The organism is Vulcanisaeta sp. (genome assembly GCF_049966235.1).
GTDB classification, from domain to species: domain Archaea; phylum Thermoproteota; class Thermoprotei; order Thermoproteales; family Thermocladiaceae; genus Vulcanisaeta; species Vulcanisaeta moutnovskia.
This window is the reverse complement of the sequence record NZ_JBMFVA010000005.1, coordinates 61847-87565: the sequence shown is the minus strand read 5'-3', so window position 1 is coordinate 87565 and position 25719 is coordinate 61847. Positions and strand designations below refer to the sequence as shown.

At 41.6% G+C, this 25719-nt stretch carries 20 protein-coding genes and 3 tRNA genes; 7 read left to right on the top strand and 16 right to left on the bottom strand.

What is annotated here, in order from left to right; translation table 11 throughout:
- Positions 1–119: 119 nt before the first annotated feature.
- The gene (locus ACP5L5_RS05080; RefSeq protein ID WP_428762099.1) at positions 120–1976 is read left to right on the top strand and encodes an aldehyde ferredoxin oxidoreductase family protein; all 1857 of its coding nucleotides are present in this window, start codon (positions 120–122) and stop codon (positions 1974–1976) included.
- 43 nt (positions 1977–2019) lie between these two features.
- Here the strand turns inward: ACP5L5_RS05080 and ACP5L5_RS05075 are convergent, their stop codons facing one another.
- Positions 2020–2943: a mechanosensitive ion channel family protein gene (locus ACP5L5_RS05075; protein WP_428762097.1), complete on the bottom strand. Its 924-nt coding sequence runs from the start codon at positions 2941–2943 to the stop codon at positions 2020–2022.
- A gap of 95 nt (positions 2944–3038) precedes the next feature.
- Here ACP5L5_RS05075 and ACP5L5_RS05070 point away from each other — a divergent pair.
- Positions 3039–3139 (top strand) — tRNA-Ile (locus ACP5L5_RS05070).
- Between the two features lie 297 nt (positions 3140–3436).
- On the top strand, positions 3437–5377 hold the full coding sequence (locus tag ACP5L5_RS05065) for a Sip1-related alpha-galactosidase (RefSeq protein ID WP_428762095.1): 1941 nt from the start codon (positions 3437–3439) through the stop codon (positions 5375–5377).
- 66 nt (positions 5378–5443) lie between these two features.
- Here ACP5L5_RS05065 and ACP5L5_RS05060 read toward each other — a convergent pair.
- Positions 5444–5542 (bottom strand) — tRNA-Val (locus ACP5L5_RS05060).
- Positions 5543–6092: 550 nt separating this feature from the next.
- Here ACP5L5_RS05060 and ACP5L5_RS05055 point away from each other — a divergent pair.
- The 3 genes from ACP5L5_RS05055 to ACP5L5_RS05045 are packed head-to-tail and all read left to right on the top strand — an operon-like array spanning position 6093 to position 8563.
- Positions 6093–6971: an NAD(P)-dependent oxidoreductase gene (locus ACP5L5_RS05055; protein ID WP_428762093.1), complete on the top strand. Its 879-nt coding sequence runs from the start codon at positions 6093–6095 to the stop codon at positions 6969–6971.
- Positions 6972–7004: 33 nt separating this feature from the next.
- Positions 7005–8192, top strand: coding sequence for a glycosyltransferase (locus ACP5L5_RS05050; protein ID WP_428762092.1), 1188 nt, complete (start codon positions 7005–7007; stop codon positions 8190–8192).
- Between the two features lie 5 nt (positions 8193–8197).
- On the top strand, positions 8198–8563 hold the full coding sequence (locus tag ACP5L5_RS05045; protein ID WP_237699720.1) for a hypothetical protein: 366 nt from the start codon (positions 8198–8200) through the stop codon (positions 8561–8563).
- Here ACP5L5_RS05045 and ACP5L5_RS05040 read toward each other — a convergent pair whose 3' ends face one another.
- From ACP5L5_RS05040 to ACP5L5_RS04980, 13 genes are all read right to left on the bottom strand, one after another.
- Entirely contained in the window at positions 8564–9739 is a 1176-nt protein-coding gene (locus ACP5L5_RS05040; RefSeq protein WP_428762091.1) for an AAA family ATPase, read from the bottom strand.
- 80 nt (positions 9740–9819) lie between these two features.
- Complete coding sequence (locus ACP5L5_RS05035) at positions 9820–11274, bottom strand: dihydrolipoyl dehydrogenase (RefSeq protein WP_428762089.1); 1455 nt, start codon at positions 11272–11274, stop codon at positions 9820–9822.
- Positions 11275–11359: 85 nt separating this feature from the next.
- Positions 11360–13246, bottom strand: a complete 1887-nt coding sequence (locus tag ACP5L5_RS05030; protein ID WP_428762087.1) for an APC family permease — start codon at positions 13244–13246, stop codon at positions 11360–11362.
- 381 nt (positions 13247–13627) lie between these two features.
- Positions 13628–15430: an APC family permease gene (locus ACP5L5_RS05025; protein ID WP_428762086.1), complete on the bottom strand. Its 1803-nt coding sequence runs from the start codon at positions 15428–15430 to the stop codon at positions 13628–13630.
- Positions 15431–15589: 159 nt separating this feature from the next.
- Positions 15590–15682: transfer RNA gene (locus ACP5L5_RS05020), tRNA-Glu, on the bottom strand.
- Between the two features lie 39 nt (positions 15683–15721).
- Entirely contained in the window at positions 15722–16090 is a 369-nt protein-coding gene (locus tag ACP5L5_RS05015; protein WP_273303328.1) for a hypothetical protein, read from the bottom strand.
- Positions 16080–16457 (bottom strand): hypothetical protein, encoded by a 378-nt coding sequence (locus ACP5L5_RS05010; protein ID WP_428762083.1) that lies wholly within the window; start codon positions 16455–16457, stop codon positions 16080–16082. The genes ACP5L5_RS05015 and ACP5L5_RS05010 overlap by 11 nt, the downstream gene beginning before the upstream one ends.
- Positions 16458–16526: 69 nt before the next feature.
- Positions 16527–16733, bottom strand: coding sequence for a hypothetical protein (locus ACP5L5_RS05005; RefSeq protein ID WP_013604314.1), 207 nt, complete (start codon positions 16731–16733; stop codon positions 16527–16529).
- Between the two features lie 160 nt (positions 16734–16893).
- On the bottom strand, positions 16894–18081 hold the full coding sequence (nuoH, locus tag ACP5L5_RS05000) for an NADH-quinone oxidoreductase subunit NuoH (RefSeq protein WP_273303323.1): 1188 nt from the start codon (positions 18079–18081) through the stop codon (positions 16894–16896).
- Between the two features lie 59 nt (positions 18082–18140).
- Positions 18141–19190, bottom strand: coding sequence for a flap endonuclease-1 (gene fen, locus ACP5L5_RS04995; protein WP_428762081.1), 1050 nt, complete (start codon positions 19188–19190; stop codon positions 18141–18143).
- 57 nt (positions 19191–19247) lie between these two features.
- On the bottom strand, positions 19248–19475 hold the full coding sequence (locus ACP5L5_RS04990; protein WP_013604311.1) for a hypothetical protein: 228 nt from the start codon (positions 19473–19475) through the stop codon (positions 19248–19250).
- Positions 19476–19522: 47 nt separating this feature from the next.
- Complete coding sequence (locus ACP5L5_RS04985; RefSeq protein WP_013604310.1) at positions 19523–21736, bottom strand: CDC48 family AAA ATPase; 2214 nt, start codon at positions 21734–21736, stop codon at positions 19523–19525.
- A gap of 82 nt (positions 21737–21818) precedes the next feature.
- A complete protein-coding gene (locus tag ACP5L5_RS04980) occupies positions 21819–22097 on the bottom strand; it encodes an elongation factor 1-beta (RefSeq protein WP_428762079.1) in 279 nt (92 codons plus the stop codon).
- Positions 22098–22154: 57 nt separating this feature from the next.
- On the opposite strand from ACP5L5_RS04980, the gene ACP5L5_RS04975 reads away from it, so the two are divergent.
- Entirely contained in the window at positions 22155–23297 is a 1143-nt protein-coding gene (locus tag ACP5L5_RS04975; protein WP_428762077.1) for an MFS transporter, read from the top strand.
- Here the strand turns inward: ACP5L5_RS04975 and ACP5L5_RS04970 are convergent.
- On the bottom strand, positions 23271–25703 hold the full coding sequence (locus ACP5L5_RS04970; RefSeq protein WP_428762076.1) for a valine--tRNA ligase: 2433 nt from the start codon (positions 25701–25703) through the stop codon (positions 23271–23273). The two genes, ACP5L5_RS04975 and ACP5L5_RS04970, sit on opposite strands and share 27 nt — an antisense overlap.
- Between the last annotated feature and the right edge of the window lie 16 nt (positions 25704–25719).

The following is a 25719-nucleotide window of genomic DNA, read 5'->3' as shown; positions in this document are numbered from 1 at the left end:
TCCTTAACGTACTAATTTACCCAGGTATGTTAATAATATTTATATGAATATATTTAACTGAATATTATTAAATTATCGATAACAACGCACTTATATACTACCCATTAATTAGGTAGTTTATGACCGTTTTCAGAATACTGAGAGTTGACCTATCAAAGGAACGCTTCACTGAGGAGGTAATAAAGGAGGATCTTCTAAAGAGGTTCCTTGGCGGTAGGGGATTAGCGGCATATATGGCTCTCAAGGAAATACCAAGAGGTATTGACCCATTAAGTCCAAGCAATAAATTATTCATATTCTCAGGACCATTGAGCGGTATAGCCACAATATCCTCAAGCAGGGTAAATGTAACCACTAGATCACCATTAAATGGCGTTTATACTCATGCAAACGCAGGTGGTAACTTCTCATATTGGCTTAGGAAGTCCGGTTATGATGGATTGATAATTGAGGGTAAGGCGGATGAACCGGTATACCTAGTCATTAAGGATGGAGAACCAAAGCTAAGACCAGCAAAACACATTTGGGGCAAGTGGACTGGAGCGTCCACTAGTATAATACTTGAGGAAAACGGTTTCCCACCAGACGAGACAAAAGCCGGTGTAGCAGTGATAGGACCAGCAGGTGAGAACCTTGTTAAGTTTGCTGGTATTAGGATGAGTGATTATGAGAGGTTTGCGGGCAGGGGCGGCGTTGGCGCTGTGATGGGTAGTAAGCTACTCAAGGGCATATTGGTTTGGGGAACTAGGGACCTAAATAAGGAACTTGTTGATAGGGCTAAGTTCATGAAGGTTAATACGGACATTGTAAAGAGAATAGCGACACATGATACGACAAAGGTCCTTCATAAGTACGGTACAAACGTGTTAATGAACATTGTACAGTCAATAGGTGCACTACCTCACTATAACTTTAGTGGTACTGGGAAGCTTAAGGATGTAACACCAGTTAGTGAGGAGTACATAAAGGATCATTACCCAACGGAGACCCACGGTTGCTACAATTGCCCAATAGCCTGCACACAAATGCCGACAGTTAAGTCGGGACCATTCAAATTTACAGTTACTGAGAAATACGTCAAGCAGGAGTACGAAAATACTTGGGCCCTTGGACCAAATGTTGGCTTGACGGATCCCGAGGCAAATATGAAGTTCCAGAAGCTCGCTAATGAACTCGGTCTCGATACAATAAGCCTAGGCAATACACTATCCATGGCTGTGGAACTAGCCAAAAATGGTAAGTTGAACCTAGATATTGACTGGGGCGATGCGGGTGCTCTTGAATACCTAATATACAAGATTGCGTATAGGGATGGCATCGGTGACGACTTAGCTGAAGGCGATTATAGACTTGCTGTTAAGTACGGAATGCCACAGCTCTTTGTTGGTTCGAGGGGTCAGGGATTGCCTGCCTATGACCCAAGGGCACTCAAGGGCTTTGCCATAGCCTATTACACAGCTAATAGGGGTGGTGATCACTTGGAGGCATACACACCAACATGGGAGATATTCGGAGTTCCTGAGAAAGTTGATCCATTCTGTGAGACCCAGGAATGTATTGAGAAGCAAGCCAGGATAGTTAAGTGGAACCAGGATATATTTGCCGTTGTCGACTCCACGGTCTTCTGCAAATTCGAGAACCTAATGCCAAACATAGATACCGAGAAGGACTTCGCAGACCTATACAACGCAGCCTTCGGCTGGGATCTAACACCACAAGATGTCCTCATGATTGGCGAGAGGATATTCAATGTCGAGAGACTGCATTGGGTTAGGGAGGGTAGGTGGATTAAGGATGAGTTGCCGCCTAGGATGAGGGAGCCAATACCAGATGGACCTGCCAAGGGCCATTCAGCAGCTAAGATGTTTGATGAAGGCATTAAGGTGTATTATAAGTTGAGAGGTTGGATCGATGGTAAACCAACAAGGGATGCACTCAAGAAACTAGGGCTTGATGAATTCGAATACCTTCTGTGAACATAAAAAATTTATTTAGTTTCTCCTGGCATTAAAATAATTATTATTGTTTACCTAACTCATTCCTAATCTTCACAGCCTCCCTAAGCACGAGATCCTTTATTTCCTCACCATCGGCTTTACCATCAGCTAGAATCTCAATAATTGCTTGGTATAGGTTAATGCTTTGCCAGGTCTCCCCAACCTTAACCCTAATGCTCTTAATCCTATCATCCCTAAGCGACTCCTTAATCCTCTCCTCAAAGACCCAGGGATCAACACTTGATGGTAAGTCAATCCTAGCCCTAATACGCTTAAATGGCGCTAAATTCCTATGTATTATTAATGCATCAAGCATTACGTAATTAGGAATCGTATACTCCCAACCACCATCACTAACCATTTCAGTGAACATTAGGGTTATGTTCCTAATGATGCCGGTGAAACCATTTGGTAACCCCTCATGTGGGTACATAACCCTTATTATACCATACCTCCAATTAACGATGGTAACCCTATCTCCAGGCTTATACCTACCTGTCATTATTATGACGATGCCCGCAATAACGTTTGATAGGGTCTGCTGCGCCGCGAGACCAACAATAATACCAACCGCAGTGCCTGAGAAAGCCGCTACGGAGAGCCCAAATCTCTCAAAGGTTACTGCCAATGCTATCAGTATTGCCACGATAAGTACTGTATCAAGCACGAACTTAAGTACTGTACCCTTAACACTATCATACTTACTAATATAATCACTAATCCTTCTCCCAGTGTCCCAAACAAGAACGACACCAATCGTTACAATGATTATAGACCTAACAACACTATCGTAGGCCAAAAGAACACTCTTCCAACTAACGGGTATTATGTAAAAAACAATGTTTATGTATAGAACATAAATCAAAACACCAATTATGGCAAGAAGAATCCACTCAAGTAACAACCTAATAACAAGCCTACCAACACTAACAACATTACTACCCATACTAAATAATAGGTAGAGGCAACAATAATAAAGGTTATTCACAGGAAGGGCAGGGAAGAAAAGCATAAAAATACGAATAAGGCACTAACCCTGAAGGGCCCGTAGCTCAGCCAGGTTGGAGCGCCCGGCTGATATGATATAATAAAATAACGCAGATACCGGGAGGTCCCGGGTTCAAATCCCGGCGGGCCCACCAATTCGTTTTCTATTAATCCCTGGCCGTAATTAAAATATAGTTAAATCATTATTAATAACTTAAGGAATTAACGATATATGGTTTCATCAGAGACGTACGTGCTTTACAAGAGTCACTGCATAAATTATACCTGTTAAAAGAAGTGGCATTTTTAAACTCGAAGCTTTGCCATAAGCAAGCATGTGGACTTCATTCGAAGGATCATTGACCGTAAGTTTCATTAATGGTGAGAAATGCACATCTAAGTTTTTTGAAGGTTCTCTCAAGCTATGTAACTCTGAGCTTTTTCTTAATATATTGAGGTATGATTATGGAAGCATAGTTGAATTATCCGTAAAATCCAAAGGAGCTGATTTAAGTGAGTACCCGGTCTCAATAAGCCTTAATCCTGGTGGACAGCCCCAGGGTCTACTGGCTTTGACTCTCTTAAACCTTGCAGGTCCATTCATGGACAGAGCCTTTAATTACTATAGCTATGTCGCCCAGGGTAAGGCGCCTAGGTCTGAACCACCGCCTGAAAGACCTGAGTACCCAGGTAAGGTTAACTATGTTGGTAAGTGGGAGCACGATCCGGTCGGTTGTTGGGCATATCCGACGTTTCCAGGAGGCCTTAATGAAATACCACCATACACAGTATTTCTATTAGCTAAACTAGGTGATTCATATGAGGCTTATCTAGCATTGTCCTCGGGTCAATTAACGGGATTCATAGGGCCTGGGCTTAGGTTAATAATATTCACTGGTAGACCAAGCCAGGGTATTAAGGGCTGGCCCTTGGTAATAGGCGCCAGTAAGGATCCTTATGAGGCTATTGACAATGCTGTTAAGCTAGCCTCAATTGTGGCTCCCATTAAGCATAGGAAAAGTAAGGCTAAGCCAAAGTTCATGAATGGATTAGGATGGTGTAGCTGGAATGCCTTGTTAACTGATGACTTAAGCCATGAAAGTGCCATAAGGATCATTAAAGGACTTATGGATAAGGGAGTGCCTATTAGGTGGATTATAATTGATGATGGATGGCAGGAATTAAGGAATGGATCCCTCAACAACGTTAAACCGGACCTCTCTAAATTCCCCAGGGGTTTTAAGGCCCTTGTAAATGAGTTGAAGGCTCTGGGTATTGAGGATGCTGGGTTGTGGTTCACAATAAACATGTACTGGAGAGGTGTTACTGAGGACTTCCTAAACTCGCTCGGCGTGGAGGGTTATAAGACAGGCGCGGGTTATGTACCCATGCCTAACCTTGATAGTGCGTTTAGGCTTTATGATACTTGGTTCAGGATACTTAAAAGTGAGGGATTTAGTTTTGCTAAGGTTGATAACCAGTGGATTGTTCATAGGCTTTACTGGGGTTTTGCGAATGATGCCGAGGCATCCAGAGCAGTTGAACTAGCCCTTCAATTGGCTGCTGCCTCAAATGGAATTGACATACTGAACTGCATGGATATGTCCCCTGGAAACTACAGTAATTATGCCTTAAGCAACGTCATGAGAGCTTCACAGGACTACATCCCAATGTGGCGTGCAGATGCTAAGTTGCACACGTTATGGAACACCTACAATAGCCTACTCTATAACCACTTTGCATACCCAGACTACGATATGTGGATGAGCTATGACCCATCAGCCAGGTTGATAGCTGTAACGAGGATATTCAGTGGAGGCCCGGTCTACATTACTGACCGTGAGCCTGAAAAGACAAACGTTGAATTAATTAAATGGATCACACTCAGTAATGGTGAGGTTGTTAGGGTTAATGAACCTGCACTACCCACTAGGGACATTTTATTTAGGGATCCATATAATGAAGCCGTACTACTTAAACTCGCGTCAGCAGTTAATGGATACCCAGTAATAGCCTTCATGAATATCAACAGAGGTGGTTTAAGGATTAGCGAGGAGTTTAGGCTGAGCAATATGCCCATGGAATTAAGCAGTAAGTACGTATATTATAAAGTTATCAGTGGTGAGTGGGGTATTATTGAGGCTAATGGCTCAGTCAAAGTTGAACTGAACGAACTTGAAGTAGAGATAGTAGTACTGGCACCATTAATTAACGGTAATGCCGTAATAGGTATAATGGAGAAGGCATTACCACCGTACCCATTGGAATTCATTAAGATTGATAGTAAAATTATGGTAAGAACCAAGGATGCAGGTACACTACTATACGTTAGGGATAATACACTAGGTAAAGTTAACGTTAAGGTTGGTAGCATTATTGAGACTTCACAATGAACGCATCAAGTTACTATCACAATCCAACGAATTAAGTACATTGTAATAGACACAACTAACACAAATTGGTGGGCCCGCCGGGACTTGAACATTCCCCGCGGTTAACCGCGACCGGGACCTCCCGCTCGTAAGGCGGACATCCTAACCAGGCTAGACTACGGGCCCAGCTAAGTGTTGGCTTCATGAAGAATTTAAGTTTTTTGTTCATTGCTTATGTCAGAACGTTAGTCCTACTTACTTGCGTATTGTGTCTCCTCATCGTATATGTATACTTGCCCTCTCAATGCAGAGCTACCGCCACTGTGAAGGTTAGGCTGAGCTTATGCAAAAGGGTAGGTGTAATGAGGCCAGGAACTTGAACGTCGTCGCTAATGTGCCTGCTGTAAACATTCTAATCCTGAAGAACTCAAGCCTAAACATGTCTGACCAGGGTGACCAAGTTATAACCCATCAAAACCTATAGTAGGCATTGGAAGGCGCTTGGGCTTAGTGGATTTATCCTGTTTTCATTGAATATAGCTGGTAGTGAGATTATGGCGATTGTGTTGATCATGAACGATAGCAGTGTGCTAATGGTAGTATTCGATAGGACAACCCATTTATACTACATCAAGTCATGCTTATGACTTAGAAAATATAAATCACTTACTCCATGCATTTTGGATAATTACAATCCGAAATTAGTATTTAAACTGGAGGTAATATTGAGCATTGTATGGTCAACGTTAAGGTTGGACTAGCGGGTCTTGGTGTGATGGGGTGGAGAATAGCAAAGAATCTCAGGGATGCGGGGTTATTGATTGGGGTATATAACAGGTCCTTCGACAAAGCCCTAAGGTTTAGTAGGGAGTTTGGTGTTGAGGCCTTTAAGGTGCCAAGCGAGCTTGCCAAGGTCTCCGATGTGGTAATCACCATGCTAAGTGATGATGATGCTGTTAGAAATGTTATCGCGGGTAGTGACGGTGTATTAAATGACTTAAGGCCTGGTTCCCTAGTTATAGATATGTCCACGATATCGCCAAGCGTTTCAATAGAACTAGCCAATATTGTTAAGTCTAGGGGTAGTGACATGGTTGATGCGCCGGTGATTGGTACTTCCGTGGCAGTTGAGAGGAAGGAAATAGTGGTGCTTGTTGGCGGTTCTGAAGAGGCATTTAACAGAGCTAAGGATGTCTTGCAATACACTGCTAAGACCATAATCCACGTTGGACCAAACGGCTTCGGACTCTACGCTAAGCTCATAAACAATGCATTGCTCGGTTCCTACGTTGTTGCACTGGCCGAGGTTGTTCAGTTAGGTAAGGCCTTTGGGCTGAGTGACTCCGTCATTCTAGACGTATTGACTAAGTTATCGAGTGCGAGGTCACCGACCTCTGAGTTGAAGGTTCCTAAGATGCTCAGTGGTGATTATTCGGTTCAGTTTGCCCTTAAGCATATGCGTAAGGACCTGGATATCGTTAATAAGGAGGCCTCGGTACGTGGTGTTCCAATACCAATGGCTTCCCTTGCACTTCAGTTTTATAGGATGGCCGAGAGGCTGGGTCTTTCTGAGGAGGATTTCGCAGTCGTTCTGAAGGTATTGACTAAGCAGTAATAGCTTAAAAATCGTTATCGTAATCATCCACTAATGATAATACCATTATTAGTATTAATAATCATTGGCACATTAATCACTATTGCCTCGGCACTATCATCATTACTATCCCTCTACTTCGAAATTAGGTACTGGAGAGATAGGAAGAATACCAATAGACTGATCAATGATAGTAATTATCCCTGGGTCACCGTGATAATGCCCGTGAGAGGTCTGGATCAGAATCTTAGGAACAATATCGCCAGTGTCTTAAGCCAGGACTATCCAGGCCGTAGGAACTACATCTTTGTACTCGATAGTGAGGATGATCCAGCATACGGCATTATTAAGGACTTAGTTAAGGAGTTTAATGTTAAGATCTCAGTGTTAATTAATAGGGGTCGCAGTAAGGGTGAGGCGTTGGCCTTTGCCCTAGATCACGTGGCTAGTGATGTTGTGGTCTTCGTTGATAGTGACGTACTTGTTCATAGGCATTGGCTTAGGGACCTAGTTTCATCATTGATTAATGGCTCGGGTGCCGCCACAACGTATAGATTTTACATACCACTTAGGAGACTTAGCCTCGGATCATTATTAAGGGCTAGTTTTAACATGATTGGCATTACGGCAATGCAGAACCCAGTGGCTAGGTTTACCTGGGGTGGCTCTACAGCGGTTTGGAGGAGAATTCTCGATAAGTGGGGTGTTCGTGATTACCTGCCTTACTATCTGAGTGATGATTATGTAATTACGCACTTCGTACATAGGGAGGGCTTGGCCATAGACTTTGTTCCTGAATCCCTCGTCTTATCTCTCGAGGATATAGACATTAGGGAGGCCTTTACCTGGTCCGTTAGGCAATTGTGGTATGTCAGGGTTTATGGGCTTAGGGGGTTCTTGTTATATGCAGTTTCCTACACATTATATGCTATCACACTACCCATTGTCATATCTCTCTCCATCATTAATACGTGGTTTCTCGCCCTTGGGCTTCTACCCTTTATTCTTGGCGTGATCAAGGATTATGTAAGGATAATTAGTATTAGGGCGCTTGATCAATTCTATGGCATTAATATAACTAGGAGATATTCAATACTGTTGGCGTTAACCTCAATATTGAATGTATACTTCTCCTGGCTTGCAATAATTAAGACTATGTTCACTAAATCGATTAATTGGAGAGGCCGTGTATTCACGGTGATTGATGCGGTAAGGCTGATGAGAGAGAAACCTCTTGGGTGATCTTTGTGGTTAATGTCCGTGAATCCTTTTGGTCCATGGTTAGGAATCCACAGTTATTGATTAATTATTTGAGGGATCTTGGCATTGATATTAATGAACTTTGCAGGGAGAAACCTATTAGGGTGTTTAACTGCCCGCCAGGTGAGGGTGATGACTTTAGGACTAGGTTTTTTGTGGTTTCGTACATATACCTGAAGGTGCTAAATCAGGAGTTAAGGGAGTTAGGGGATTTAAATATTATTGTTGAGGGCATTAATGAATTAATGAGTGATATCCTTACGGATATGAGGCTATATAATGCACCGTCTGAGTTAATGAACGCGGTGGTATTCCTTATACGTGATGTATTACGTTTATATAGTAGGCACTAATTATTGCTTGCTCTCGGTTACCGCATCCTCAAGTCTTTTCAGTAATTCCTCTAGATCATTTATTTCATCGGCATATAACCTAGTCATTACAATATCCCACCTACTCCTTAATTGGCTTAGTAATTCCTTGGCATCCCTTATTCTCTGCTTAGCCTCATCATAGACCTCGTTATTAATCAATGCCTTAGCCTCACTAAGTAGCTCGCTAAGCCTTAATAGGTCCTCGGGCATGTGAACTGTTGCAAAGGAATAATACTCATTTAGCTGATCCTTATTACTAACTAAATACCTCAGTACCTTTATCGTACCTACCCTCAATAATGATGAACTTAACTCAGTTCGCCCAATATCTATCCCATGGAGCATTAGGTATGTGGCCACGTACATGGGCACCTTAACCCTGGTCCTATTACTAATTGGTATGTGCTCCACGTAATTGGCTATTATGGGACTTATGACTTTTGATATATCCTTTATATGATCATAAACGTACTCTGTTATTATCTTATTAACAGCCTGAACATCATCCATTGTAGCCAATGGTTCCATCCTATCAAGATCCATTCTCAACTCCCAACCCTTTATTATTAATGGCTCAGTATCATCAGGACTAACCCACTCCGTGAACACCCTCAGTGGAAATCTATCATAGAGCGCCTGCAATTCCTCCTCATCCGGAATTCTATTGCTTGCTCCAAAGACGGTCCAGGTCTTTACGGGCACTACCTTCTCACCATCATAGACAACTCTCTCATTAAGTATTGATAATAATGTATTTAATATTGCGCTCGATGCATTAAATATCTCATCAAGCAATGCAAACTCACTCTCGACTATTGAATTTGCATATATCCTCTCTACCTTACCATCTAGTAGCTTGGCTATGTTTATTGGCCCGAGAATCTCCTCGAGATCCGTGAATCTCGTCAACTGCCTATAAAACCACTTGGCATTTAGCAACTTAGATAATGCATACACCAGTGTAGTCTTTGCAGTACCTGGTGGACCAACAAGTAGGTAATTTTCCCTTGATAATGTTGCCATTAATGCGCCGAGAACTTCGTTTTCATATTTAAAGAACATATTATTCAATTTCATATAAACGCTCCTAATCCTATCAAAGTAATTCTCACTCACGGCATAAAGTACTAAATACCAGAATTTAAACGTTGCCATAGAATTCCTATCCCTAATACCTAAGAGAATGCATTTAATTATGAGTCTCTTAACCTAATGATGACAATTTTTATGTAAAATTATAAGGCAAACCTAATGGCTGCTCTATCAATGGACTCAAAGATCGTTGGATGCTGATGAGCAAGTAATGCTATATCCTTAACCCTAGCATTAACAGCAACCGCCAGAGCAATCTCATTAATTAATAATGAGGCTGCCTCGCCATAAATAACACCACCAATAATTCTCTGGCTCTCCCTCTCAATAATCAACTTGACCCAACCCTCCCTAACACCCATTATTTGCGCATACGCATCATCCTCAAGTGGGTATGAAACGGTTACGTAATTAATACCCCTGGCCTTGGCAGTCTCTTCATTTAAACCCACCATTGCAGCCTCAGGTTCTGTGAATATTGTCATTGGTATTGAGTTGAAGTTAATCTCATAAATGGGCTTGCCGTGGAGTATGTTCCATGCAGCGACTACGGATTCCTTAACAGCAGAGTGATAAAGCATGTACTTACCCAAGACATCGCCTGCGGCGTATATGTTTGGCGCCTTAGTCCTCATTGATGACTCAACCTCAACACGCCCCTTCTCAACAATGCCAAGCCTATCCAAGCCCTCGACATACGGTTTCCTACCAACTGCCATTATAACCTCAGAACCAGTAACATAACCCTTACTACCATCCGGTCTCTCGAATTCAACAATCTTCTGACCACTTTCCTTCTTAATACCAACGACCTTAGAGTTAGTGAATATTTCAACTCCCTTAGATCTAAGCTTTTCCTCAATTCTTGATACAATCTCATTATCCCAACCAGCCAGTATTCTAGGTAGCATCTCAACTATTGTGGCCTTAATCCCCATAGAACCAAGGACTGAGGCAACCTCAACTCCTATATAACCACCACCAATAATCAAGACATCACTAGGAATCTTTCTATAATTTGTCTTATAGCCGAATAATTCCTGGCTACCAATCGTTAAATCAGCACCAGGTACTGGTATTCTTATTGGTATTGATCCTGTAGCTATTAATAACTGCCTTGCCTCAACATCCTTAGTCCAGGAACCATCAATAGCCTTAACCCTAACCCTATTAGCATCAATGACTTCCGCAATGCCCTTCACAAAATCCACATTCTCATGCTCCTTAATCTCCCTAATATGCTGTAGATACCTAATGTACTGAACATGATCCTTATGATCAATAGCATTCTCCCAAAGAACCCTAACAGCATTTATATCCTTATTACCAACACTATTTAGTATGCCCCTTATCTTCTCCATTAGGTAAATCGTCATATAAACAGACTTAGATGGTATACAACCCTCATAAAGACAATTACCGCCTAAATTACCCTTATCATCAACCATCAAAACCTTAAGGCCACCCCTGCTCAATTCAAAGGCACCGTGATAACCACCTCCTCCACCACCTATCACAATAACATCGTACTTACCTAGCCTTGGTTGATCCTCAAACTCCTGATCGGTGGGTGGAAATACTGGGTATTTCCCAAGCACGAATATGACAAAAAAGTTCTGGATTTATTTGTTTTATAGTCAAAAATATGACTTCCTTTTGATAAGTCTTCATCCATGAAACTTATTAAACGCCTCCAAGCTCCCTCAACGCCACAACAAGATCCTCAGTAAGAATCCCACTATAAGAACCATAGAGGTACAGGCCAAGCGCCACTAACGCCGCTATAACGGTGTCCCATGGGAATGGTATTATTGGCGTCTGGAAGACACTGAACGAACCTAGGAACGATAATATAAACGCTGAAAATATAGTTGCCACAACCCACCAACCAGCCCTCACATGCTTCATTGCGATTTCACGATCCTTAGACGTTGATATAACGTACAGCGTTAATCCGACCGTAGCACCAATCATTATTATTACGTAAGTTACAAAATCAATTATATGAGTAGGCTCCAACTTTAGCATTGTGATCGGTGATGAAGCAGGCCAACCAGTTGGTGCAGCAAATGGCACATATATTAAGTAGTAAGTTGATATAACCAATACTACCCAGTATATCAACCCTGAAATTATCGCCGCAATTCTACTCGCTCCATATCTATTAACTGTTGTATACATATAGAATAGTGGCAACCCAGAGAGTATAAGGGCTGTTGCAAACCATAAGTAGTAGAAAGTAGACCAATAAACAATTAGGAAGGCAGCTATCGTGGCTATTGCGCCAATAATCGAGGCTATGGGTAACTTAATTGGCCTATTGGCATTTGGTGCTGTCCTTCTAAGGGTCATTAATGATGGACCGCTTATTATGTATGTGAATACTGTTGTCGTTGTTATGAAAGATGATATTGCAAACCAGCTCGGGAACGGTAACAGGAATAATAATCCAAGTACTAAGGCCGTTATCATAGGCCATAGTGGAACCTTATACCTATTAAGTTTCAGGAATGCTTGTGGTAGGTGACCATCAGCGGCCATGCCGTAAATTGTCCTCGCCGTCGTACCTATGTAAATCCAGCCAGTGCCTGATGGCGAAATTATGGCATCAATGAGAAGTATCACTGCAAAACCCGCGAGTATTGCTATACCACTCGTGGCCATTATCTCATAGAATGGACCACTACTGAGTACTGAGGAGGATAGGGCTTGCCAATTACCTGGACTAACCTTAGCCGCACTCCAATTGACTGCACCAACGAACGATAACTGGAGCATTACGTATATGAGCATTACAATTACATAACCAAGTATCGTACCCCAAACCACATCAGTTGCCTTCCTAGCCTCACCACTATAGTCAATGCCTTGCCTAAAACCTAGGTAGGCATAGGCTATTCCCGTGGTTGGTATTGCCAGAAAAACAGCAGACCAGCCATATGGTATGAACCCACCAGCTAAGCCCGTATAATTAACCGTATGCATTGCCAATGCCATCAATAGAACGAAGGTCAGTGATGGTATTATTAGCTTCCACCAACCAACAGCCGTATTCGTCTTACCCATAACATGAACACCATACCAATTAAGCAGGAAGAAGAACACTACTAAAACGGCAGCCACCAGGGTGCCTAGTGGGGTTAATAAGCCATTAGACATTAGCTGCGGTAAATAGCTTGACATGTAGGTCACAGCAGCTATAGCCTCAGATGGCGCAACAGTGGTTGCGCTTAAGAAGTAGGCCCAACCCATTATGAATGAGGCAAAGCCACCATGTGTATATTGTGGGTACCTAACAATACCACCACTCTTAGGTAACATACCACCGATTTCAGTGTAGGCAAGGGCTATGAAAACCATTAAGAAACCGGCTATTAACCAGGATAGTATGGCTGCAGGCCCTGCCGTGGCCGCTGCACCAAGCGAACCAAATAACCAACCACTACCGATCATTGCACCGATAACTAAAAACGCGATATCCCATTGACTTAAGGCTCTCCTTAACTGCTTATCACTTTGAACAGCTATCTTTTCACCAACCTCAGGCCCAGCCTCAGGTGGATTCGCCATAGAATTACCTCTATTAAGATCTTTTAAAGTATTTTTTCCGTTATAGAATATACAAAAATCATGAAGATCATGAACTATCTTTCTACGTATTAATATATAGATAATGGTTATTAGAAATAGAAAAATTAAAAAGCAAGGAATTATATTAATTAAATCTACTGAAAAATATCCTGATATATAATGCGCCAAATAAACGACAAAAGATATAAATTATCCCAATAATATAACATTTAAATTTAAATATTGTCTATTCTATATTAATTTAAAAGTATATTGAACCTTAATTACAAAAATTAAATAAAATAGTCAAATTATTTTACCATTTAATTTATGTAAAATGAATCAAGGGATATACTAGGTTTTATGAGCTATTTATGCCTATTATTCTATTGGTAGTCCTTTTTCCTTTATTTGTTTTAGGTCTTTTGTTTCGTAGGCTAAATTTATGGCTATGAAGTATACTATTAGGCTTAGTATTGCTGCTGCTACGTAGTCCCATGGGTATGGCACTAATGGTGTTGATAAGGGCCCGAGTGACCCTATGTATGATATTATGCCGAGTAGGACGTTGTATATTGGCACCCAGAAGGCAGCCCTAATATCTGGGTGCTTAGATCTGAACCATAGGTATAGTAAGCTTATTACTTGAACCAGGGTTATTAATGTCCAGTAAGTCACGAATGAACCAATCATGCCTAGGCTCGCGAACCAATTCAGGTACCAACCAGTAATAAGTAATGATGAGACTATCCAGTAAACCACTGCGAACACTACTGATGAAATACGTGTTAGTTTAAGCTCTGACCTATATGGACCGAGAAGCAGTAGTGGGAATCCAAGCACAACACCCGCTATTATTGCGTTAACGTATGACCAACCAGACCAATAAATAAGTAATGATGCAACAATGAAGCTGAGTGGGTAGAATATGTACCAGGCAGGTGGGTTAAATGGTCTCCTTAGGTCAGGGGCTATCTTCCTAAGGGCGTGATTGGTTATACCAACCTGCAAATAACCATAAACGGTCATTACCGTTGAATAGGACATTATCGCGTACCACGTTGGAAATGGCGCCATGAATGCAATACCTATTACCGTAGCGACCGTGAGAGCTACCCAGGGTGTTTGGAACTTCCTGTGTATTCGTGAGAAGAACTCTGGTATGTAACCAACCCTGGACATACCGTATACATTCCTACCGCTAGTTCCAACATAAACGGCTAATGTTCCTGCTGGGGATACAGCAGCATCAATAAGGAGCAATACAGCAAGACCCATTAGTATTGGTATGCCGGTTGCCATAGCCTCACTGGCGAACGGATGAGCCTGCCAACTACTCGATGCAAGTGCCTGCCAATCACCGATCTTCACACCAGCTGCCTGCCAATTGACGGCTCCAATAAACGCAACCTCAAGTAATATGTAAAGTATTATAGCAGCTATTAACGCGAGTATTGATCCTAACGGCACATCCCTCTGCGGATTCTTACCCTCACCGGCATACTCAAGGCCCTGCCTAAAACCTTCATACGCCCAGACAATGCCTGTAGTAATCATGCCAGCAAAAACAGCTGAGTAGCCGTATGGTGCGAAACCACCTGGTAACTTACCAATTACGTAGTTTGGGTGGAAATATAGGGCGATTAGTAGTATTATTGTTAGGCCGGGTATGAGTATTTTCCAGGCCGTTATTATCCTATTAAACCAGCCAAAAATATTAACACCAATTAATTGAATTGCGAAGAATAGAAGTATTAATGCCGCAGCGACGGCTAAGCCAAGTGGTGTTAATACGCCTAGTGTTGAATTCCAGAATTGTGGTACGTAGTAACTGGCGTACTCAATGATTGCTACGGCCTCAACACTGACTGTGGTAATGGCGCCCAGCGTGTATGCCCAGGCCAGTAGGTAATTACTAATTGTTCCATGACTGTAATGATTATACCTAGCCAGAGAACCACTGAATGGGAAGAGACCACCGAGTTCTGCAAAGGGGAATATCATGAATATAAAGAATATACCGGCTATTACCCAGGACAGGAGTGATGCTGGACCCATGGCGCCGGAGGCGCCAAGTGCAGCGAATAACCAACCACTACCAACCATACCTGTGAACGATAACATGAAGTAGTCAGTCATGGTTAAGGCCCTCCTAAGCCTAACCTGGGATTGTGACGAACCCATTATATCCCTATTTACACGTGAAAATAAAAGCTTTATCCCTTTAATGAAAATAAAAATATCACTATACTCACTAAGCATAAATAAATTAAAGTTTAGGAAATAATAACTGCAAAAGAGTAAGGCGACATTATTCTCACAGTCATAAGATTGAACGCAAACTGGTGCCCCGGCCGGGATTTGAACCCGGGTCACGGGCTTTCTTCGCCTAAGCTCGAGAGGCCCGCATACTTGACCGGGCTATACTACCGGGGCTCGTAATCATTAGAAACACGTCGATTTTTAAGCCTTTTGTTATGGCTGTACATTTTCACTTATTGATTTTAGTTCCTGCCTAATTTGACGCATTTGCCTCCTTATTTTTCTTAGTTTTTTCACTGCCTTTGTTATTTCGGTCTTTGTGTATCCTCTTAGTTTTAATTCCTTAATCAACTCAAGCGCCCTCAATTCCTGGTTCTTCAATTCTACGTACTTAAGGATTAATCGTCTTCTTTCTAAATCCCTCATCTTCCTATGGTCTATTTGAGGCCCTGTCTCTATGCCTATTAGTCTCCTCTCCATCTCCCTAAGTATATCCTCCTCACCCATTAAATCATTAAGCACTTTCTCATAATTTATTCCTCCCATGTACTTCCCATACTTACGTATTAACTCATCGATCATAATCCATCAACCTCCTAATTACTCCCTGGCCAATGTATTCCTCCTTAACCTCCTTAATATTATCATTAACCTCCTCAAAATCATTAAATATAACATCCTCATTGTCCTCTACAGTCTCTTCATTATTCTCATAAATCAGATATTTCTTTGGACTTACATACTTATTTAGAGGAATCCCACTCAATCTTACTATCTCCATAAGTGCATCTTTGCTTAATAATCCATTGGTGTAGAGCCTAATTGCTTCTCGGGCTATTTTGTATGATCTATCCTGAAGTTTTATTGATAATTCTCTTAACTTAATTGGCCAGTTTAATTGATAATAAAGGGTTTCCTGAGTTAATTCCCTAACTCTTCTCCTGGCCACGGAATTAGTAATACTATGTTATTAATTAGGTTATTAGTTAAGTTAATGATGTAGTGCTGATTAATAGTTTTAAAGCAGTCCCTTCTCACGTAGGAACTCCCTGAATAGGTCTGTCTTTGTTAACATTGCCCAATCCTCCTTTGGTGTGCTCATATATTTCTGGAACTCAAGCCAAAATGCCATATGCATTGGGTCATATCTACTCTTCAACTTAACATGCTTCAATAACGAACTTGAATTTGCATATTCCTTACCGCATACGGGGCAAATGACCATTGTCTTGAACCCTGGAAAGCCTCCTTATTAATTTAGTGGTTAGCCTAATTATTAATGATTCAAGCGGTTAATGAAAATATTTATTAATAATTAATGAGATATACCTTAATTAGTTTTAATATTTTTATTTATTGTTAAATATTATTTAAATTTAAAATAATTAGAAAATCTTAATTACCAGGGAAAGAAGGAGCGCCACTATTACTAATCCAAGTAGTGATGTCCAGCTCATCTTTACGGCTTGATCGGGTCTATACCTGCCGTATACGGATCTCGTGAATACCATTATCATCATTACAATGTATGTTTTTATACCAAACCATATTGCATATGATAAAGCTCCAAGAGGCGGTATGTATGGTCCCGCCCAACCATCTAGGAACAATATGACCATTAGTAGGCTTAGTACATATAGTTTTTCATAGCTCATTGTCATCACCAAGCCATACACAATACCACTATACTCTGTGTATGGACCCAGTACTATCTCGGTATCGGCTTCAGGTATTTCGAAGGGGAATCTTGATGTTGCCATGAGTGTGGCTATTAGGAAGGCAAGGAAAGCCAGTGGGTTTGCTATTATGCCTGGCAAGTGTGTTACTTGCCAATTAACAATCTTGAATGGATCTGCCGTTCCATATACTAGAAGAATTGCCACCACTGATAGTATTAGGACCACCTCATAACCAGTGTACAGTAATGCCTCCCTTACGGTGCCTATGTACGTGAACCTATCATTACTAGCCCAACCAATTAGTATTATCCCTATATTGAATAGTGTTATTAGGGCTATGGCTATTAGCACATCATAGCCTGTGTATATGCCATAAATTCCATTAACGACTCCATTAGATTGAATAGGTCCAATTGGTATAAAAAACACAGGTAATGTGGATAGCATGAATACAATTGCTGGCGCATGGATAAAGTAATTCTTGTCTGCATGCATTGGTACCACAAATTCCTGGAACATATACCTGAATAAGTCAGCGAAGGGCTGGAGAAAACCACCTATGGGCCTTGAAACCTCGAGCGGCCCAATCCTCCATTGAACCTTGGCCGTTAACTTTCTCTCGAACCATATTATATAAATTATAGCTATCAGAACCGAGACTAATCCAGGTGCGAAGAGTAGGTCGAATATTGGTCTCCAGAGTATTAGGTGTACTATGATGTTTATTATGGGTACGTGGTTTAGGAAATTAATTATTGGCCATAGGAATGGTATATTAACCTCAGGCCTTGTCAGTATGTATTGGATTATTGAATAAAGTAACTGAATTGCAGATGAAATTATACCTGATACCCAACTGATCGCCCAGCCAATTATTGATAATATTAACTTCATGCAAGTAACCCAGCATGGTTAAGGACCTCATTATTTTAAGTTTAACCCGGTCAATGATCCTAACCAAAGAATGAATCCAGGGTTGATTCCCTCCTTTTACCCATAGCCTTCCTAAGCCTTTCTATCGCATTCCTAACCCTCTCCTCATTGAAGTCATGTTCATGCACTAAGAACTCAATTATTCCTCTCTCGTCCGATTGCCTAAATTCTATGGCATAGTTTGGGTTATATGGTGGATTTAGAAAATAGTCACGTATCTTTAGTGGATCCATTGGGAATTGCGCATTCTTTAGTGGTCCCTGAAGTAACTTCTCAAGACTCCCAAACTCCTGAATTAGCTTAAGGGCTCTTTGCGGTCCGATACCAGGCACACCATCTGGATTTAGGTCTGTACCCAGTAGAACAGCTAAATCTATTAGTTGTATTCTATCCTTAAGCTTCAATGCCCTAAGTGTCTCATTCAATTCAATTATTTCAGGCCTGATCTCCACATACTCATCCTTATTTGGTAACTTCCTACGCCCAGTTATGGCAAGGTTCCTAACTAGCCTGGGTGCTCCAAATAGTAATGAATCATAATCCTGACTACCAGCGGCCCATGCCTTACCTTCCTTAGCTATAACCGCTGCCTGGGCCTCACCATCAGCCATAGCCTGAACCACGGGTATTCCCATTAATACCAGGAGTTTCTTCGCGTCTTCAACCATATCATCAGTAAGAAATAAGGCCCTTTGTGCGTATTTTCTTGCCTCCTCTCTCTTACCTTCCTCAAGCAATTTAACCCACTTATCCATAGCCTCTTCTCTAACTCTTCTCCTTCTTACAATTTCAAGAGTCTTCTCCTCGGGTGGTTTTCCATCAAATACATATACAGGCCAGATTCTATTCTCAAGGAAGTTTATCGTTCGGTATAGGAGACCACTTAGGTGACTTGTAATTCTTCCCTTAGTATCCATGAGGGGTGTACCATCGGGTTGCCTAATTGATGCGAGGAATTGATAGAGAGCATTATAAGCATCCATCGCAATAATTCTATTTGATAATTGCATGAAATCTACAGCCTTTCTAATACTATCAGGTATCAACTTACCAAGTTCAGTAACGCCCATTTAGGTAACCCAAGTTAAATGGTGAAAGACCCCTTTATCTCTTTTCCCTAGTTTTTACTAATCCTTAACTACCCTTATATGGTATGTCACACCATCCTTCCTAACAATCTTCTGAGTAATTATTAACCTACTGAGCTCAAGCTTCATGAGTGCCATTAAAACCTCCTTCTCCGTAATATCAGGATACCAAGCTCTTAAGGCTTGTATTAAGTCATTAAACCATATGTCATTCTTCTCCCTTATTAAATCCATAATCAATGCCTCGATAGGTACTGGCCTTCTCATAATTACTAAGTCACGGTAATTACTAAAACATAGTTTTAATTTTTATTCTATACGTAAAGTGTCGGAGCCCTTTGTCTCTCACGTGACAATGTCTGTTTCATTCTCTCGTACCAAGCCTCATAGAACTTAATCATTTCAGGTGTTATTGATGGTTTAATCTTCTTCATTGCATCAATGAAATGCTTCATAGAGACTTCCCCAGCACCATTAATCTCCCTCATGGCTAATAAACCGGCTTCCCTAGTGAGTATTTCAATATCCGCACCCGTATACCCCTCTGTCATTTTAGCCAATTCCTCTAGGTCTACGTCCCTTGCCAACGGCATATTCTTGGTATGTATCTTAAGTATTTCGAATCTAGCCCTTAAGTCAGGTGGTGGTACATAGATTATCCTATCAAATCGTCCTGGCCTTAGCAGCGCTGGGTCAACAATGTCAGGTCTATTTGTTGCTGCTATTACAACCACGTTATCAAGCCTCGAAACACCATCCATTTCAGCCAGTAATTGAGCCACGATTCTGTCCATTGCAGGTGAATCCTCTGCATAACCTCTTGCTGGTGCTATTGCGTCTATTTCGTCGAAGAATATTACGCATGGTGCTGCCATTCTTGCTTTCTTGAATATTTCCCTGATTGCCCTCTCACTCTCCCCAAACCACTTACTCAGTATTTCTGGACCCCTAACAGCAATAAAATTCGCATTCGACTCCGTAGCCACAGCCTTAGCCAACAAAGTCTTACCAGTACCAGGAGGACCAAACAACAAAATACCCTTAGGCGGTCTAATTCCCATCTTCCTAAACCTCTCAGGGTACTTCAATGGCCATTCAATGGCCTCCTTAAGCTCCTGCTTAACCTCCTCAAGGCCACCAATGTCACTCCACCTAACCTTTGGAATCTCAATGTGGATCTCCCTAAGCGCGCTAGGCACTATCTCCCTCATTGCCTCAAGGAAATCATTCATCGATACCTTAATCTTCTCAAGATCCTTCCTAATCTCCTCATCCTCCTTATTAACATCTAAAATACCCGATTGAAGAGCCTTTCTTAAAGCCCTCATTGCAGCCTCCCTAGCCAATGCAGCAATATCAGCGCCTGTATATCCATAGGTTACTTCAGCAAGCTTCCTTAAATCAACATCCTTAGCAAGGGGCATATTCCTTGTATGCACCTGGAGTATTTCGTACCTACCCTCGGTATCTGGCGGATTAATCCAAATTTCCCTGTCGAATCTTCCTGGTCTTCTTAGTGCTGGGTCTACGGCCTCCGGCCTATTGGTTGCTCCTATTACGATTACCTGACCTCTCTCCTGCAAACCATCCATTAGAGTCAATAATTGCGCCACTATTCTTTTCTCGACCTCGCCCGTGACCTCCTCCCTCTTTGGTGCTATGGCATCAATCTCATCAATAAAGATAATAGCAGGAGCATTCTTCTTAGCCTCCTCAAAAATCTCCCTCAACTTAGCCTCAGACTCACCATAATACTTCGAAACAATCTCAGGACCATTAATGGCTATGAAATATGCATTAGTCTCAGTGGCAACAGCCTTTGCTAGTAAGGTTTTGCCAGTACCAGGAGGTCCTATGAGAAGAACGCCCTTAGGAGGCTCAATACCAAGGTACTCAAATATTTCAGGGTGTTTAAGTGGTAACTCCACAAGCTCTCTAATCTTCTCCTTGGCCTCCTTTAAATCGCCAATATCCTCCCAAGTAATCCTTGGTATATTTATATTCTCAACAGGTTTTTCGTAAATCATTAGGTTAGTGTCCTCATCAATAAGGACAGGGGCATCATTGGGTTTAGCCTGCACTACCTGGAATGTTAGTGGTTGACCAAGAACCTGGATCTGCACAAGATCTCCCTCCATCAGTACATAGTCCCTAAGCTTCTGCTTAGTATATTGAACGAAGTTCTGATCAACACTAATCGTCATGTTAACGGGCGCTAACTTAACAATGCTGGCCTTCTTTGCATCAACCTTCTTAACCCTGACCTTCTGGTCAATCTCCACATTGGTGTTCTTTCTAATAATGGCATTCATCCTAATGATACCCTTACCCTCATCTTCGGGAAGTCCGTACCAAACCTTGGCCGCAGTCCTCCTCTTACCCTCAATGAGTAATATCATTCCTGGCTCAATACCGTAATTCCTCATAACCTCAGGGTCAACCCTAACAATGGGCCTCTGGGCATCCCTTTGCTTCGCCTCCTTAACTACCAATTCAATCCATTCATCAGCATGGCCACCCTCTATCATATTCTCACCACTTTATTTCTCCGTAGAATTAAAAAACTTATTGCGTTATTAATTTTCGCTTATCATTTATTTTTAGGCAAAATTAGAAACCAAGTCTCGTGAAATACTCAAGTTCGATGCTTCCAATTCCTTCTATCCCACTTAATATGTTCTCAACCTCATCACTTGAGTGCTCTTCTGACTCCTCGGGCATCCTTATGTAGACCCTAATAGCCTTTATCCCAAAGCCTATGTCCTCCTCATCAACCTTATCAACCCTATACTTAGGTTCAAGGGCTTTCTTTATTTCATTTTTCAACTCCTCGTAATTAACATCTGATTTACTTGGAGTAACCCTATAGACCAGGTATACCTCTGCCATAGTAATGACGCGGTAGAATTAAGTATTTATTAACCCTTCTAAGGACGGACCTTGAAAATGAAAAGAGGACTTGTAATTGTATTAACGGCCTCCCTAGCCTTCTTCTCGGTTGTACTCGTTAGATTCTCCATACCATCATTGCTACCGTACATGGTTGGAAGAAATGGCATCAATACGGTAATGGGAGGTCTATTAATCTCATTCCTCTGGATAGGCTATACCATTTTTCAAATAATTGGTGGGTTAATGGTCGATAGGTATGGGTATAATGTGGTACTCTATGTATTAATACTTATTGCTGTACTAAATGCCCTTTACCCAATTATTATTACTCAATATTACTTGTTATTACTTGTTCAGTTTGTAATGGGATCGTTATTAGCAATAACTTACGTGGCCCTAATAAGCATAGTACTGTCGAATTATGGTAGGGGTGGACTTGGGGCCGGGATTTATCAAAGCATGTTCTTTTTAGCATCATCAATATCAATAATACTGTCACCATTATTATTCTCGATAAATAAGTATATACCTTTCATTGCGTTTTCAACGCTTGTTGCCTTATCAATAATACCATTAGTTAAGGTCCCAGGAAATAGGAGAATTAATAGCACTATCACTATAGGTCCTGAGAACATGGGTATCCTTGGCATGGGTTTTATTAGATTATCCTCAGGCTTCTCCTATCTAGGTTTCCTAAGTTGGTCAACTTACTACGTTGTGCATGTACTCAATGTTAGCCCATCATTAAGCGGACTCTATGCATTCCTAGCCTCAATAATGGGTTCAGCCGGGGCCATAATCGGTGGGTACTTAGGCGATAGGGCTGGTTATACATGGCCAAGTATTTTATCCTCATTGTCGTTGGCAATCATTGTTTCCATAATACCTAGATCATCAGTTATATACCTATTAATGCTATTAATGCTCCTTCTAGGCTTCTTCTATGGTTTTTACGCAGCGCCATCGATTGCCATCTCGAAATTCACAACAAATATCGGCGCAACAAGTGGATTCCTTAATTTCATGAGCCAATTAGGCGGATCAGTATCGCCTTATGTAATAGGCTTTTTACTTCAATATTATAACTTTACGGAGACATTATTGGCCATAGGCATTATATCAATGGTACTAGTGGTTATTGGGGCGATATTACTGTTTAATGATCGTAACTTACTTAATAAGATATACAGGCAATGAATCATTCAATACCTCATAATTTCCTTCAGGTTTTCCGAACCTAATCTCCCTAATTTTATGCATAACCTTTAACTCAAACTCCAGCGACTTGAGTACTTCCGGTGCATATACTATCCCGTTTATAGATTCATTCAAGCTTAAACCAGCCTTATTCTTATATGTCCATATTGCCCTGTTGAACTCCATGAACGGCTCAAGCATTTTTAGGTATTCCTCATTATCAAACCTTGGATCCGGATCATCAATTAATTGCCTATGTATTGATCTGCCATATAGACTTCTCCATATTTGATCAGTCACGAAGGGCATTATGGGCGCCAATAATTTAAGCACAGTCTTTAATACCCTATATAGTGTATACCAAGCACCCCTCTGTTGCTTCTCCGTGAATAACCCATCCCTATTATAGGCCCTCGACTTAACAGCCTCAAGGTAATGATCAGCAAAGACATGCCACATAAAGTCATACAATATATTCGCCGGTACATAAACATCAAACTCACTATACGCATTTAAGGAGGTCTTAATAACATCATTCAATTTAGCCAGTATCATCAAATCTAACGATGTTAATTCATAGTCATCATTAACCTCTGGAAATGATGACACGAACCTCGCAATGTTCCAAAGCTTGATCGCGAAGTCGTGACCAGTCCTAATCAATTGCTCACTATACCTATAATCACTACCCAACTTAGCTGATGCCGCGGCCCAGAACCTAGTTGCGTCTGCACCGTATTTTTCCACGGGTGGTATTGGGTCTATTATATTACCCTTGGACTTATGCATTGCCTCACCTCTCTCATCAAGTCCCATGCCGCTTATCCTAACGTACTTAAAGGGCGGTTTGCCGTAGAGTAGGTATGCCCTAACCACCGAGTAGTAAAGCCAGGTCCTAATTATGTCGTAGCCCTGAGGCCTAAGTATACTGTGCGGATAAACCTTCTCAAAGGCTCTGATTTCAGGCTTTGTATAGCCCGTTGCATATATCCAGGATATTGACGAATCAAACCATGTGTCCAGCACCCTATCCTCGCCAACTAACTTACCACTTGGACATTGCTCCTTAACCTCCGGTGGTGGTTCATCCCTCCACGGTCTATAGTACTTACCTGGCTTGGGAACAATAGGCTTTGCATTCCCCTCTTCGTCTATGCAGTACCAAATTGGTATTTCAGTGCCATAATACCTACGCCTTGATATTGGCCAATCGAATTCTAATGACTTTATCCAGTCAATGAGTGTTTGTGCGTATTCTGGTGGTTTAATCACCATTTCATTCTTCACGAGCTTAATTAATTCATCCTTAAACGGAAGTTGCTTCAGGAAGTACTCCTTAGTCACTATTATCTCTATCGGTGTCTTACACCTCCAGCAAATAGGCACTGTATGCCTAAGCGGCTCCCTCTTGACCAATAAACCCACTGCTTGTAAATCCTTAATTATTATCTCCCTTGCATCCCTAACATTCAATCCCTTATACTTACCAGCCAACTCATTCAATGTACCATCAGGATTAACCACAATCTTCATGGGCAATTTCAACTCATTAACAACCATTAAATCCCTGGTATCGCCAAACGTACTTATCATCTCAAGACCAGTACCAAAGTCAGGTTTTACAGATGGGTGTGACACTATGGGAACCTCTTGATTTAACGGTGGAACTATCGCATGAAGGCCCTCCAATCTCTTATACCTATCATCACTTGGGTTGAAGGCCACAGCTACCGTGGCAGGCAATAACTCAGGTCTCGTGGTGGCTATTATTATGTCCTCACTAGTTTCCCTTACTCTAAACTTTACGTAATTTAGATACGTATCTTCATCCTTATACTCAACCTCAGCCTCGGCTAATGCTGTCCTACACCTTGGACACCAAAGAGTTGGTCTACTCGTCTCGTAAATCAAACCCTTATTCCACAGGTTAATGAATGTCTCCTGAGTAACCCTCCTATACTCCTCACTATCCGTTCCGTTTCTCCAGTAGTTAAATGATCCACCCCAACGTCTAAATATCGTTACGAACTCACCCTCATACTCATCAAGGAACCTCTTACATAATTCAAGGAACCTCTCCCTTGGAACCTCGTACATATTTATGCCATAGGTCCTCTCCACCTGAACCTCTACAGGTAACCCATTCCTGTCAGCGTAGAATGGGAATATTACGTTGTAACCCCTCATCCTGAAGAACCTGGCTATCATGTCTATTTGGGCGTAATGAGCTATACCACCAATGTGGGGCCTTCCTGATGGGTATGGCGGTGGCGTATCGATTACTAAGGTTGGTTTCTTCTCATCGATCTTAATGTTAAACAACCCCTCCTCCTCCCACTCCTTAATTAAGTCTATTTCCTTTGAAATATCCCATCTCTTCTCCTGAAGTCTTGGTTTGAACTCCATACCAATAAAGGTCCCA